The sequence below is a fragment of the Psychrilyobacter piezotolerans genome (genome assembly GCF_003391055.1).
Taxonomy (GTDB): Bacteria; Fusobacteriota; Fusobacteriia; order Fusobacteriales; family Fusobacteriaceae; genus Psychrilyobacter; species Psychrilyobacter piezotolerans.
On the sequence record NZ_QUAJ01000026.1, the window covers coordinates 25,128 to 38,904 of the forward strand.

At 33.8% G+C, this 13,777-nt stretch carries 11 protein-coding genes; 10 read left to right on the forward strand and 1 reads right to left on the reverse strand.

All coding sequences use genetic code 11. From position 1 onward, the window contains the following. Positions 1–14: 14 nt before the first annotated feature. The 6 genes from DYH56_RS12645 to DYH56_RS12670 all read left to right on the forward strand — a co-directional run bounded on the left by DYH56_RS12645 (position 15) and on the right by DYH56_RS12670 (position 7,958). A complete protein-coding gene (locus tag DYH56_RS12645; protein ID WP_158539151.1) occupies positions 15–1,136 on the forward strand; it encodes an alanyl-tRNA editing protein in 1,122 nt (373 codons plus the stop codon). Positions 1,137–1,294: 158 nt separating this feature from the next. Further along, a complete protein-coding gene (gene rlmN, locus DYH56_RS12650) occupies positions 1,295–2,338 on the forward strand; it encodes a dual-specificity RNA methyltransferase RlmN (RefSeq protein ID WP_114643242.1) in 1,044 nt (347 codons plus the stop codon). A 6-nt stretch (positions 2,339–2,344) separates the two neighbouring features. After that, positions 2,345–4,528, forward strand: coding sequence for a transglycosylase domain-containing protein (locus DYH56_RS12655; protein ID WP_114643243.1), 2,184 nt, complete (start codon positions 2,345–2,347; stop codon positions 4,526–4,528). Positions 4,529–4,854: 326 nt separating this feature from the next. Next, positions 4,855–5,595, forward strand: coding sequence for a queuosine precursor transporter (locus DYH56_RS12660; protein ID WP_147269620.1), 741 nt, complete (start codon positions 4,855–4,857; stop codon positions 5,593–5,595). 110 nt (positions 5,596–5,705) lie between these two features. Continuing rightward, positions 5,706–6,404 (forward strand): radical SAM protein, encoded by a 699-nt coding sequence (locus DYH56_RS12665; RefSeq protein WP_114643244.1) that lies wholly within the window; start codon positions 5,706–5,708, stop codon positions 6,402–6,404. 84 nt (positions 6,405–6,488) lie between these two features. Then, complete coding sequence (locus tag DYH56_RS12670; protein ID WP_114643245.1) at positions 6,489–7,958, forward strand: sensor domain-containing diguanylate cyclase; 1,470 nt, start codon at positions 6,489–6,491, stop codon at positions 7,956–7,958. Between the two features lie 41 nt (positions 7,959–7,999). Here DYH56_RS12670 and pssA read toward each other — a convergent pair whose 3' ends face one another. Then, positions 8,000–8,698: a CDP-diacylglycerol--serine O-phosphatidyltransferase gene (pssA, locus tag DYH56_RS12675; RefSeq protein ID WP_114643246.1), complete on the reverse strand. Its 699-nt coding sequence runs from the start codon at positions 8,696–8,698 to the stop codon at positions 8,000–8,002. Positions 8,699–8,951: 253 nt separating this feature from the next. On the opposite strand from pssA, the gene DYH56_RS12680 reads away from it, so the two are divergent. The 4 genes from DYH56_RS12680 (at position 8,952) to DYH56_RS12695 (ending at position 13,579) form a co-directional block, all read left to right on the forward strand. Continuing rightward, a complete protein-coding gene (locus tag DYH56_RS12680; protein WP_114643247.1) occupies positions 8,952–9,725 on the forward strand; it encodes a YlmH/Sll1252 family protein in 774 nt (257 codons plus the stop codon). 64 nt (positions 9,726–9,789) lie between these two features. Beyond that, positions 9,790–11,493 (forward strand): hypothetical protein, encoded by a 1,704-nt coding sequence (locus tag DYH56_RS12685; protein ID WP_114643248.1) that lies wholly within the window; start codon positions 9,790–9,792, stop codon positions 11,491–11,493. A gap of 15 nt (positions 11,494–11,508) precedes the next feature. Then, on the forward strand, positions 11,509–12,876 hold the full coding sequence (gene mgtE, locus DYH56_RS12690; RefSeq protein ID WP_114643249.1) for a magnesium transporter: 1,368 nt from the start codon (positions 11,509–11,511) through the stop codon (positions 12,874–12,876). A gap of 199 nt (positions 12,877–13,075) precedes the next feature. Continuing rightward, on the forward strand, positions 13,076–13,579 hold the full coding sequence (locus DYH56_RS12695; protein ID WP_114643250.1) for a helix-turn-helix transcriptional regulator: 504 nt from the start codon (positions 13,076–13,078) through the stop codon (positions 13,577–13,579). Positions 13,580–13,777 lie beyond the last annotated feature (198 nt).

Here is a 13,777-nt window from a genome sequence, read left to right on the forward strand (position 1 = left end):
AAATGGAGGGCAATATGAGACTAAAAATTACAGGATCGACCAAACAAAAAAATAGATTTTTAACCCATATAGAATATATAGAGGGAATGGAGTTTTATTCCGAGGGCAAGGGAGGACAGCTGGGAGATTTAGGCAGTGTAGGGGAGACACAGGTCTTAGAAGTAGACAGAAACGGAAACCTTTTTTTAGACAGGGAGTTAAAATTAGGAGAGTACGAGTACCTTATAGATATGGACAGACGACATGAGATAGGTAAAAATCATACGGCACAGCACCTGGTATCGGCTTATCTAAAGGAAAAATATGACCTGGATACTGTGGGATTCAGGATGGGAGAGGAATATTCCACTGTAGATTTTCCCAGTCTAGAGATAGATGAGGTAAAGATAAGAGATTTGGAAGCGGCCATGAATAGGATGATCACAGAGAACTTAGATGTGGAGATCTTGAGCTATACCCGTGAAGAAGCCGCTCAGATAGAATCTTTAAGAAAATCTATAAGTGATAAGGTAGTGGGGAACGTAAAGGTAGTTAAAATAGGAAATTTTGATTTAAATGCCTGTGGAGGGTTTCATGTAAAACAGACCAAGGATATAGGCTTATTTAAGGTAGTAAATTATGAAAAGACGAAAAAAACCTTAACGCGTATCTATTATAAGGCCGGGAACAGATGTTATGAAGATTATTATAAAAAACATGAAATTATAAAAAAAGCTAGAACCCAGCTCAGTTCCACAGTGGAGGAGGTAAATGACAAGATAGATTATTTGCTGGAAGACAGTAAATCTAAAACTAAGGAATTGAATGGTCTGTATCACGACTATAGTGAACTATTATGTGAAAAATTAAAGGTCAATGCAGAAATTGTAGGAGAAAATAAAATAATTATCTACAAAAAAAATGATGCAGTAACTAAGTTTTTTTCAAAGTTTATAGATGGGGAAAAATACTCTCTTATATATGGTGAAGAGGGGAATTTTACTGTGATGAGTAGGGCTATAAACTGCAGTGAATTGAAGAGTAATCTGGAAAAACTGGGGTATATTGTAAAAGGCGGAGGAAATTCCACAAGGGTTAATTTGAGAATAGATACAAATATAGAAAAAATAGTTGATATTTTTTTGAAATTACTTTAAAATTAAGAGTAAAATTAAATTTTTTATAATATTTCGAAAAAGTGAAATTTCGAAATAAAAAGTATAGAATAATATGGAAGTTTAGTAAATAGATGAAAAAAGCGTTTAACTATATGAAAATTTAATTAAAAATGAATGTGAGATTGTGGAGGAGAAAAATGAATAAGATAAACTTATTAGAGTTAGAGTACGATGAATTAGAGGGTGTTGTAATAGATTTAGGAATGAAAAAATTTAATGCAAAACAGATATATGAGTGGCTTCATGTAAAAATTGCCAGAAAAATAGAGGATATGACAAATATATCTAAAAAAAATAGGGAATTATTGGAAGAAAAAACTTATATACCTTATTTAAACCTATTGGATCACCAGGTATCGAAAAAAGACGGGACTGAGAAGTTTTTATTTAAATTAGAAGATGGAACTACTATAGAGACTGTACTATTAAAGCATAAAGACAGAAACACAGTGTGCCTGTCTACTCAGGTAGGATGTCCTGTAAAATGCAGTTTCTGTGCAACAGGTCAAGGCGGATATACTAGAGACTTATTCACCCATGAGATTGTAAACCAGGTATATACTATCCATAGAAGATTGGTGAAAAAAGGTGAAGGAGTAAATAACTTAGTCTATATGGGAATGGGAGAGCCGTTATTAAACATAAACAATACCATAAAATCTATAAGAGTGTTATCTGATGAAAAGGGGATCAATATCTCAAAGAGAAGGATCACAGTATCTACTTCTGGAATTGTACCAGGAATTGAAAAGTTATTGGAAGAAAAGATGCCAATAGGATTAGCTGTCTCACTCCATGCTGTAACCGATGAAAAGAGAAATGAGATTATACCTATAAACAGAAGATATCCGTTACAGGATCTATATACAACTTTACAACAATATCAAAAATATACAAAGAGAAGACTTACTTTTGAATATATCTTAATAGATGAATTCAACTGTTCAATGAGAGATGCTGACATGCTGGCTGAATTTATGTATGGATTTGATCATATTGTAAACTTAATCCCTTACAATGAAGTGGAAGGGACAGATTATAAGAGACCGGATAAGGAAAAAATAGAAAAGTTCTATAACCAGCTAAAGGAAGTAAGAAAGATAAATGTAACTTTTAGAGGGGAAAAAGGTTCAGATATAGATGGAGCTTGTGGACAACTAAGACAAAAAAACAAAAGGTAGGATACTATGAAAAAATTATTTCGTAATATATTATTTATATTTATAGGATTATTTTTATTAGGCGGAGTAGGAGCTACGGTTCTTATTGTAAAAGCATATAGGGAACTGCCGGATCTGGGACAACTGATAGAAGGGTATAACCCGGTAGTACCAAGTAAGATCTATGATACAAATGGTGAAGTAATAGATATTCTCTATAAAGAGATCAGAGAAACAGCAACTATAGAGGAGATGCCTAAATCACTGAAGGATGCCTATGTAGCTATAGAGGATAGGAGATTTCATAGTCATCACGGGTTTGATGTTTTAGGGATGGGAAGAGCCATGGTAGTAAATATAGTTACTATGAGTAAAGCCCAGGGTGCCAGTTCTATAACCCAGCAGCTGGCTAAAAATGCCTTTCTTACCAACGAAAAAAAAATCATGAGAAAGGTAAAAGAAGCAATAATTACAGTGGAGTTGGAAAGGGGTTATACCAAAGATGAGATCCTGGAAAAATATATGAATGAGATATATTTTGGATCAGGAGCCTATGGAGTAAAAACTGCGGCTAGAGCATTTTATGGTAAATCCGTGAAAGACATAAATACAGCTGAATCTGCACTCCTGGCCGGGGTGCCCAATAGACCAAATAAATACAACCCTAGAAAGCATCTAAACAATGCTGTCACCAGGGGTAAATTGGTTCTGTCTCAAATGAGAAGATATAACCTTATAGACGAAGAAGAGTATCAAAAAGCATTATCCCAGAAATTTTATAATGAAGATAAACTGCCGGAGGAATTAAAAGGTCTGTCTATGGAGGAGTTATCTGAATTAAATGTTACTGTAATAAAAAATAAAAGTAAAAAAAGGAGCTATAACACTCCTGATTTTACCGATATAGTAGAAAAAAAATTATTTGAAATATTTACAGAAAAGCAGATATATGAAGAGGGATTAGAAATATATACGACCCTGGATATAGGGATGCAAAAAGCAGCTAAAGCAACATTTGAAAACTATGAACCACTGAAAGAAAATAAAGGTTTAAACGGTGGGATGGTGACTATAGAAGCTGATACAGGTTATGTAAGGGCGGTTATAGGTGGTAAAGATTTTAAATCTGGAGATTACAATAGAGCTATCTATGCCAAAAGGCAGCCTGGATCATCCTTTAAACCATTTATTTATTTTACAGCTCTGAGACAGGGTTATCCTATGAATACGGTGATTGAGGATACACCTCTGGAATTTGGTGAATGGAAACCTAGAAACTATGGGGGGGATTTTAGAAAAAATTTCACCCTCTTAGAAGGAATGGAGAGATCTATAAATATAGTGGCAATAAAAGTCTTACAAAAAATAGGGCTTAAAAACCTAGGTGAAACTGTAAAATTAGCAGGTGGAGAAGATATAAAGATCCCTCAAAATTTAACAGCAGCATTGGGAACTATGGTAGTGACTCCATATGAACTTTCAAGTTTATACCTGCCATTTGCAAATGGCGGATACAGGGTGAAACCGCAGTTTATTACCCAGATAAAAAACAGATATGGAAAGGTAATATATCAGGAAAAAGCAGAACAGGAGAGGGTATTTGAAGGTGAAGATACAGCTCTCATCACCCATATGATGGAAGACGTTGTAAATCTTGGTACAGGTAAAAATGCAAGGGTAACAAAAGACGGAAAAAATATTGTACAAGGTGGGAAAACCGGTACAACCAACAGGCAGAGAACAGCATGGTATGCCGGAATAACTCCTAAGTATGTTACCACAGTATATATTGGCTATGACAATAATAAACCTATGGATAAATCTGCCACTGGCGGAGGACTTACAGCCAAATTATGGGGTAATTACTACCAGATCTTAGTGGATGACGGGTATGATACCGGTAAAGAGTTTAATCATATTGCCGACGGATTAAAAAATGGAAAGCTGACCGAAGTGCTGATCGATTCTAAAAATGGTAGATTAGCAGATTCTACATCTGGCTGGAATAAGAGGTGGGCCTTGTTTAAAAAGGGAACTGAACCGGTAGAGATGGCATCTGTATATAATTCAGATTTCAATGATTTTTTTGTTAAATCCGATGAAATTATGATGAAAAATGTAGAAAAAACAATGGAATCTCAAAAAAATATGGAACAGAATAAAAGAAATATAAATTCTGATTCTATGTTTAAAGATCTCTTTGGGAATTAAAAAAAAATTAAATATTTAAATCCACTTTTGTGGTAGATGTTCGAAAAATCCATCTATAAAAAACCAAAGACTATGTGTAGAGGTCGAAACAAATCTACGCTTTTTTTGGTTTGCTTTTTTTGGAGGGATTTTATATCCCTCCTTTTTATATTCATGAAAACTTAGCCGTTAATTAAAAAGACTTAGTCACGAATTGCACAAAAAATATACGAATATTAACTTTCTTTATTATTTAATAAAAAAGTTAAATGTATCACAGATAAAATCAAAAAAATCTGAGTGTATCCATACAATTGACGGTAAAAAATAAAAAAGGAGAAATAAATATGCAAAATATAATACTTTGGTTTGTAATGCTGTTGGTTAACTTTGGATTCATCCTATATTTTTACAGAACCTATGGAAAGAATGGTCTCTACGCCTATATACCTATAACTATAATACTGGCTCAGATCCAGGTGAATAAAGCCATAGAGATAGGAGGGATGTCATCTACCCTGGGAAATATAATGTTTGCGTCAAGTTTTCTGGTGACAGATATATTATCGGAAAAATATGGAGTGAAGGCAGCAGCCAAGGGTGCTAAGATAGGGCTTATGAGTAATATAGCAGCAACTATATTACTGCAGGTCTCAGTGGCTTTTGAGCCCAGTACAGCTGATTATTCACAGGTAGCCATGGAAACCTTATTTGGGCCATTATCCAGGTTCACAGCAGTGGGGCTTATCTGCTACTGGATCTCGCAAAATATAGATATCCACCTCTTTGAAAAACTTAAGAAAAGATTTCCGGAAAATAAACATCTGTGGCTGAGAAACAATGGAAGTACTATGCTGAGTCAGTTTGTAGATACGGCAATCTTCACATATTTAGCCTTCTACCTGAGTTTTGACTTTTTAGGATTTTCCTATCCAGGGTTTTATGATTTTAAGACGTGTTTAGAGATATTTACAACTACATATCTGATGAAGATTGTAATTGCAAGTTTTGATACCCCGTTTTTATACCTGGCTAAAAAGATGCATAGAGAGGGAATAGTTCAAGATGGAAAATTAAGGGAAGTTTAACCACCTATAAGTATTAAGTTACATAATGGATAATAGAAAAGTAGTGATAATTCATGAATTATCCGTACAAAATTTGATTTTAAACAAAAAATAAAAATAAGAGGTGGAAGATGAGGTATAACAAGATTTTGGATAAGAATATTCGGGAAATAGTACTCCTAAAAAGTTTCCCCTGCAGTTATGGGAAGTGTAAATTCTGCAACTATATAGAGGATAATTCTATAGATAAAGATGAGATAAATGAGGTCAACTTTGAAGTCTTAAAGGAAGTAACGGGGGAATTTGGAGTATTGGAAGTGATAAACTCAGGTTCTGTTTTTGAAATTCCCTCTGAAACGTTGAAAAAAATCAGGGAAGTTGTCAGAGAAAAGAAGATAAAGATCCTGTATTTTGAAGCCTATTACGGTTATATAAAAAGATTGGATGAGATCAGAGATTACTTTGACGGGGTGGAAATAAGGTTTCGTATAGGAGTGGAAACCTTTGATGATAAGTATAGGATAGATTCCTACGGTAAAAACTTTGTGATAGATGAACCTGCCTTAAAAAAATTAAGCAGTGAATTTTATTCAGCTTGTTTACTGGTGTGTACTGCAGGCCAGACCGAGGAAATGATAGCGAAAGATATCGAGACAGGGCTGGAAAACTTTAAACAGATAACTATAAATGTGTTTATAGATAATGGAACAGAGGTAAGGCAGGATAAAAAATTAGTCCACTGGCTTATGGAAAAGTACAGTCATCTAAAAGCTGATCCCCGTGTAGAACTGTTATATGACAATAAAGACTTAGGAGTATTTGAACAATAATAGATCACAACTAACCTTTGATTTCCTCCAAATAAGGGTGCTATAATAAAATAAACTTCTTTAAGACCGGCTGGGAGGAAAAAAATGTTTGATGTAAACCTTAAGGCAATTATGTGGGAACTCTATGAGATAGTGTATACATATGACAAAATAGATACAATGGGAATTATATCCTATGAAAAAGATGGAAAAACAGTTCTTTTTAAATATTTCATAAAAGACAACCAGTGGGTTGAAAAGATGAATAACGATAAAAATTTAATTGAGAAGTGTATTGAGAAAAAAAAAGAGATAGTCGTAAATAATTATATTGGTGATGGCATAGATTTGGAGGAAGACAGGGTACAGTCTGCATATTATTATCCTATATTTTTAGGTGGAGAGGCTGCAGGAATATTTTTTTTAGAAAGCAGAAAAAAAGATAATTTCGCAGGAGAAGTTCTAAAAAAAGTGACGATTTTAAGGAAGATGATAGAAGTGCTTTTTTATAAAGAAAGGGAAAAAGAGGTGTTAAGGGAGACCAATGAAAGGGTGGAAAAATTACTCAGGCAGCGTTCTATAGTCGGAGAAGCCAGTAAGGCAGTGGTTTCTACATCTTCTGTGCAGGAGATGTCCCTGAGAATTTATACTATAATGAGAAAAAACTATGGTGAGTGTGCCATAGGAATATTTATAAATGACCCAGAAAATAAAAAGTTAAAAGACGGGTTTTGTTATGAATTTGGTGAACGGTTAGACTTCGGTGATATACTTTATTCCCAAAAAAACAGCCTTATAATGGAATCAATTTTTACAAAAAATGAGGTAATAAAGGAAGATATTGTGAATGAGGGTATCAGTCTCCTGGTAGGAGAATATCCTAAGGGTATTTACTGTGCCCCCCTTCAAATGGAGGGGGAAGTAATCGGAGGTTTTACATATCAGATATTTGAGAGAGATAATTTTGAAAGAGAGGAGCTTGATATATGCCGGGAATTGATCTCTTTTATGACCATTGCACTGAATAATACCCTGGAACATGAAAAGTTGAAGGAAACAAATGATCTGTTGAAGGAGTATTCTGAAAGGGATCATCTCACCGGTCTTTGTAATAGAAGGCATTTTTATGAAACCTTTGAAAAAAGGATACAGGGTGCTAGATTAGAAGGTAAAAAAATGTTTATATTTTTATTTGATCTGGATAACTTCAAAGGGATCAACGATAATTTCGGGCATATTCAAGGGGATCTTGCCCTTCAGAAGGTGGCTGAAATTTTAAAGGAGGAGCTGAGCAGCGGTTATATCGCACGCTATGGAGGTGACGAATTTATTGGCGGTATGCTGAATTGTAGTAAAGATGAGTCTAGGACAGCAGCAGAAAATATACAAAAAAGAGTGGAAAAGCTGGAAATATCCATAGACAGAAATGGAGTTCCATTGACAATAAGCATAGGAGTTTTGGAATTTATCCCTAAAAATTCAATTGAATCTTATTTTGCCATGGTGGATGAAGCCCTTTATCAGGCTAAAAAAACCGGAAAAAATAAGATGATTTTTAAAGAATATATGAGATAAAAAATGAGCGGTTTCCCGCTCATTTTTTATCTCTATATTCTTTAGTTTTGATCTTTTGAGTTAAAAAAAGTAAACAGGTTAGCAAAAACATAGTATAATCCTAATGGGAACAATGAGTATTCTGCCGTACCTAAGATAGCTATTGCTACAAATAAGATCATTTTTTTAGGTATAAAACTAAATACTTTTTGTGGGATTCTAAATGGAATTGTACTTACCATAAGAACAGCTGACCCTAAAGCAACTATAGCTAAGATCTTTGGATCTACTCCCAATCCAGTAACTTCAGCAAATAAAAAATAAGATACTACTAAATTTGCACCGTTTGGAATAGGCATTCCGCTAAAATCGTCCTTACTGTCACTGGCAGTAGTGACTACATTAAACTTAACTAATCTGACTACTCCTGCAAGAGCATATATAAATGCAAGTGGTGTAATAAGTTCCTTGGGGAAATTATTTGTAGTATTTGATAAAAGTGAAAAAATCAAGATACCAGGTGCAAGTCCAAAGGATACAGAGTCACAAAATGAATCGAATTCCTTACCGAATTCACTGAAGGCATTTAATTTTCTAGCAGTAAGACCATCTAAGGCGTCAAAAACCATAGCTAATAAAATCAACCATGCAGCCAGATGGTAATTTTCTTTGATGGACATGGTAATACTCAAGAAACCTAGAAACATATTAGTGGCTGTAATGGCGTTGGGCAGAATGTATTTTCTTTCAATTTTGTTCATAAAATCTCCTTTTTCTATCTGTAATAATATAAAATTTAATAACAATTGATTTTACCATACAAATAATATAAAATCAATTATACTAAAAAATACTTAATTTTTATGGGAATTGTATAATGAATTGTTCCACTAGGTAAAAAAAAAGACTCATGATAAAATCTATATAGATTAAACACCACATAAAATTTGTATAGAGGAAATTATCATGAGCTAATATTTAATTTTTATTTGCCATGAGGCACACGGAGGAAAGATGGATAAGAAAAAATTTAAAAATTATTTTATAGGTGAAGATGAGGGAATAATATCCAGCATCTACGATAAGATAGAACTCTGCAAAAAAACAGACGGAACAATATATACCGATATATTTCTTCCCCCTCAAATTTGGTCAAAGTTAGTCCAAATAGAGGCTGAACTAGGAATATTGGTAGAGGTAAATGGTCTGTCCATGGAGAGTGAGAAGAAGATGGCAGCCTTTAAAAGTTATTATTCCGGAGAAACACTGAAGTTCCCTTCTAAACTTATAGTGATAAAAAACAATTCTAAATTTAATAAATTAGAGCACAGACACTATCTGGCCGGGATCTTATCCACAGGAATAAAGAGGGAAAAATTAGGAGACCTCATAGTAGAAGATGAAAATTGTTATACGGTTATTTCTGACGGGTTGTTTGAATTTTTAAAACTTTACCTTTTGAGCATTGGGAAATCCAAGGTGGAGATAGAGGAAGTAGGAGACAGGTGTATTCCCCAGTATAGATTTGAGGTAAAAGAATATCTGATAAATTCCTGCAGGCTGGACGTGATTGTGTCGGCACTTATTAATGGCTCCAGAAATGAAGCTCTAAAGATGATCGGCTCATCCCAGGTTATGGTGAACTATGGGTTTAAAACCGATAAGTCATTGAGTGTTAAAGAGGGGGACGTTATTTCTATCAGAAGATATGGAAAACATATATTTATAGGGAGCACAGGAGAGACGAAAAAAGGAAAGATTAAGGGGAAATTCAAAAAATATATTTAGAATAACGAAGGGGTAATTAATGAATTACCGTACAGTTATTTCGCCTTAGGCGGTAGGAGGAATTATGAAAAAAATATTAGGAATAATAGCAGGAGTTTTAATTTTAATAATATTCGGGACCTATCTTTTTAGAAATACTCTCATAGAGTATTTTGGAGAGAGGATAGGGAGCCAAAAATATGGAGCTAGAATAGATATAGATGATGTAGATCTAGACCTCTTTGGCAGCAGCCTAAAGGTTGGCAGAGTTCAAATTACCGATAAAAATAATACCATGAGAAATATAGGAGACCTCCAGAAAATTAATTTGGATATACAATATAAACCTCTTCTAAAAAAACTCATAGTAATAGATGATGCTACCCTTGGACTGGTTGAGGTATTCACTCCCAGGGAGGCAGACGGAGCTATTATAAATAAAGAATCACCTCTTCCTTCAGATGCTGGTGAAACTGAGGAAAAATTAGACTTGAGCAGTTTAAAGATAGATCTAAGCGGGGATAACTACAGGAAGATTTTAGACGATTTAAATATTAAAATTGTAGAGGAGTTCGATGCTGAGAGGGGAAAAATAGAAAAAATTCATACCTATTGGGACAATAAATTAAAGGGAGAGGACTATAAAGACAGATTAAAAAATATAGAAACTAAATATAAGGTAATAGAGGAAAGGATAAAGGATGAAAAAAATCCAGTGGAACTCCTGAATGAATTGGATAAATTAAATGATCTAATTGAGGAAATAGATGTACTGGCAAAGGAAGCCGAGAGTGATAAAAAGCAATTTGACAGGGACATTAAAGTTATTAAAGATATACAGAAAAAAGCTTTTAAATATATTAATAGTGATGAACCCTTTAAGGATATAGCAGGGTGGGATGAAAAACAGTTTCAATCGCAGATAAACCTCATTTTAAACAATTATCTAAAGAAATATATAGGCAGAAATATTGATTTTTTCAATGAGTTCAACAAAAAAGACGAGACACACGAGGGAGAGACCTATGATCTCTGGGTAAAAAATACAAGTTTAACATTTAAACACCTAAATTATACTTTAAAGGGCGGGGTAAAAGATGTCACATCCAAGGCAGGGATCACTCCTAACCCCATAAAGTTTAACTTGAATGCAGATGATAAGGCTGTTAAAGGGAATATCCTTGGTGAGTTAAACAGGGAATCAGAGACTGCAAAGATTAAATTAAACCTATCTGGACTGACAGTAGACGATAAAATGACAGGTGAAAATAAAAATTTAATTATAATAGTTGGAAGTAAGATGAATTTAAGTTATAATATGAATTACGAAAATAAAATATTGGATTTAGACGGTAAGATGATTTTAGATGATTTAAAAATTAATCCTAATGAGCTGGAGATGGACCCGGTAATTAAAGAGGTCTTGGGAGAAGGTTTACAGGAGATAGATGAGCTGATTATGGACTACACCTATGATGGAACAAAAGAAAAATTGGAGTTTAATACAAACATAGGGACTATCTTATCTGGTCTGATAAAAGAAGTTTTGGATGAAAATATAAAAAAATATAAGGCAGAGGCAAAACTCCTGGCAGATAAGGAGATAAAAAAATATACAAAAAAATTGAATACAGAGGTAGAAAAAGTAGAGGAATTAAAAAAGATAATGGGTGAAAGTTCAAAGGAATTAAAGATCTTGGAGGAAAAGACAAAATCAAATAAGGATTCTGAAAGTACAAGAAATCTAATCGATGGATTAGAAGACGGCCTTAAAAATCTTTTTAACTAAAAAGAAGGTGAAATTATGCAGAAAGAAAAAGAAATACAGCAATTAGTAGATAGCTTAGAGGGATATCTGCATCAAAAAGTCAAGGTAGATCTGCATTATTCAGATCTGTCTAAAATTTTTAAGCGTATGAGAAGGCTGGATGAGGAGAGGTTTTCTGAATATATTAAGAGGATGCCGACACATATCTTAGGAGATATCTTAGAAACATTCAACGAGAGGATGCTAAAGGAAAGTTTGCAGATTTTAAGTCTGAAAAAAATGATCGGAACGATTAAGAAGATGGATTCAGATGATGCTACAGACCTTATGCAGGATATAGAGGAGCTGGACGAAGAACTGGCTGCCAGTATTCTGGCCGGATTAGATAACAAGGAACAGGAGGAGATCCAGAGACTGAAAGGTTATGAGGAAGATGAAGCCGGGGCTTATATGCAGATTGAGTTCTTTGCAGCTAATCACAATGAAACAGTCAGGCAAACCATTGAAAATTTGAGGAAATTAAAGTACAGCGAGGAGCTGGAGAATGTAAGCAGTGTTTTTATTTTGGGTGATTACAACAATTTAGTGGCTACAGTGCAGTTAGAAGATATGCTTTTATTTGACTTTGATAAAAGTTTTAAGGAGATAATAAGCAAGCGTCCCGAGAAATACAAACCGAGATACGTAAACGATAAGGAAGATATAGAAAAGGTCGTAATGGATTTTAAAGAATATGATCTGCAGGTTGTGCCTGTAATAGACAGTGATAATTATCTGGTGGGTAGGATAACAGCAGATGATATCTACGATCTATTGCAAGAGATGGCAACGGAGCAGATCTATAATATGGCAGGGGTAGATGAGGAGGCAGAAGGCGAGAAAAGAGCTATAGATATCTCCAGAAAAAGAGGGAAATGGCAGTTTTTAAATATGTGTACGGCTTTCTTTTCAGCTTCTGTTATTGCCCGATACCAGACTACCATAGAAATGCTGCCGGCTCTGGCCGTGCTGATGCCTATAGTTGCCAGTATGGGAGGGAATACAGGTAACCAGGCTCTTACAGTAATGGTAAGACAGATGGCTATGGGTGATGTAGACGATACAAACTGGGATCAGAGTTTCTTTAGGGAGATAATAGTGGCTATTCTAAATGGTCTGATATTTGCAACCCTTGTGGGTCTTGGATCATATGTGTGGTTTAAAAATACCAAGATATCTCTGGTTATGTCCTTTGCTATATTTATGAATTTCACAATAGCAGGGCTTTGCGGGACTTTGATTCCACTATTATTAAAGAAAATGAAGACCGACCCGGCAGTTGGAAGTTCTATACTTTTAACGATGATTACAGATGCTTTGGGTTTCTTAATCTTCCTGGGACTGGCTAACCTTTTTATTTTTTAGATGAAAAGAATGATCCCAATAAAATCTTAAAATGTTTAAAATAGATTTGACAGTTGGAAATTTAATTATACTGGCTGTTATAACAGAACTTTTTTAGGATTAGCACAGAAGTTTATATTAAATTAGTTTTTTTATGTTATAATATGTGTATATTTACTCAATTAAAGACCTACATAACATTAAAAAAAGAGGTGCTGCTATGATTAGAAAAGGACAAAATTTAAATATATTTTTTAGAAAACTTTTAAAAGATTTTAGAGAACAATCAAATCTTACACAAAGGGAAGTTGCAAATTTAATTGGTACAGGTCAGGCCAGTATCTGTAATTTTGAAAATGGAAAAAAGGGAATAACTTTAGATCTTGCTACTAAACTTTTAAATCTCTTTGAAAAAAGATTATTCGTGGTAGATTCTAAAGAAAAAATTGATTCAAAAAGACCACTGAGAGTTTTTTATATTGAAAATATTAAAAATAAATTTTCTTTTGAAAATTTTGATGAATTTAGAAGGTGGTTATTCAAGGATTTTTTAAGTGAATTGATTACACTTCAAGTGGATTCTGGGAAAGTTTTTGATGTGATTAAATTTTATGAGAGAGATTCTAGTGGTGATATTTTCCATGTGGAAGAACCTACTCTCACAGAGGAAGGAGAAGATTTAGTAGTCATTTCTTTGACTAAAAACATAAATAAAAAAAATTAAATTATTTTTTTTCCTTTGGGGATGAAAAAGAAATCCCGCAATAGATTAAAATTCCTGTCAATAATCCATGAATATATGAATACAAAACAGAGTAAAAGATACCCATTAAAATCGAACAAAGTAGTGCAAGAAAAACTTTTAGGTTAAATTTAATTGGAAACATAATTATCACCATCCTATTTTAGTTTTAATATAGGT

Coding starts and splice junctions, on each gene's coding strand:
- mgtE (WP_114643249.1), top strand. CDS start 11,509: ATGCAGAAAGAAAAAGAAATACAGCAATTAGTAGATAGCTTAGAGGGA.
- DYH56_RS12655 (WP_114643243.1), top strand. CDS start 2,345: ATGAAAAAATTATTTCGTAATATATTATTTATATTTATAGGATTATTT.
- DYH56_RS12665 (WP_114643244.1), top strand. CDS start 5,706: ATGAGGTATAACAAGATTTTGGATAAGAATATTCGGGAAATAGTACTC.
- DYH56_RS12680 (WP_114643247.1), top strand. CDS start 8,952: ATGGATAAGAAAAAATTTAAAAATTATTTTATAGGTGAAGATGAGGGA.
- pssA (WP_114643246.1), bottom strand. CDS start 8,698: ATGAACAAAATTGAAAGAAAATACATTCTGCCCAACGCCATTACAGCC.
- DYH56_RS12645 (WP_158539151.1), top strand. CDS start 15: ATGAGACTAAAAATTACAGGATCGACCAAACAAAAAAATAGATTTTTA.
- DYH56_RS12685 (WP_114643248.1), top strand. CDS start 9,790: ATGAAAAAAATATTAGGAATAATAGCAGGAGTTTTAATTTTAATAATA.
- rlmN (WP_114643242.1), top strand. CDS start 1,295: ATGAATAAGATAAACTTATTAGAGTTAGAGTACGATGAATTAGAGGGT.
- DYH56_RS12670 (WP_114643245.1), top strand. CDS start 6,489: ATGTTTGATGTAAACCTTAAGGCAATTATGTGGGAACTCTATGAGATA.
- DYH56_RS12695 (WP_114643250.1), top strand. CDS start 13,076: ATGATTAGAAAAGGACAAAATTTAAATATATTTTTTAGAAAACTTTTA.
- DYH56_RS12660 (WP_147269620.1), top strand. CDS start 4,855: ATGCAAAATATAATACTTTGGTTTGTAATGCTGTTGGTTAACTTTGGA.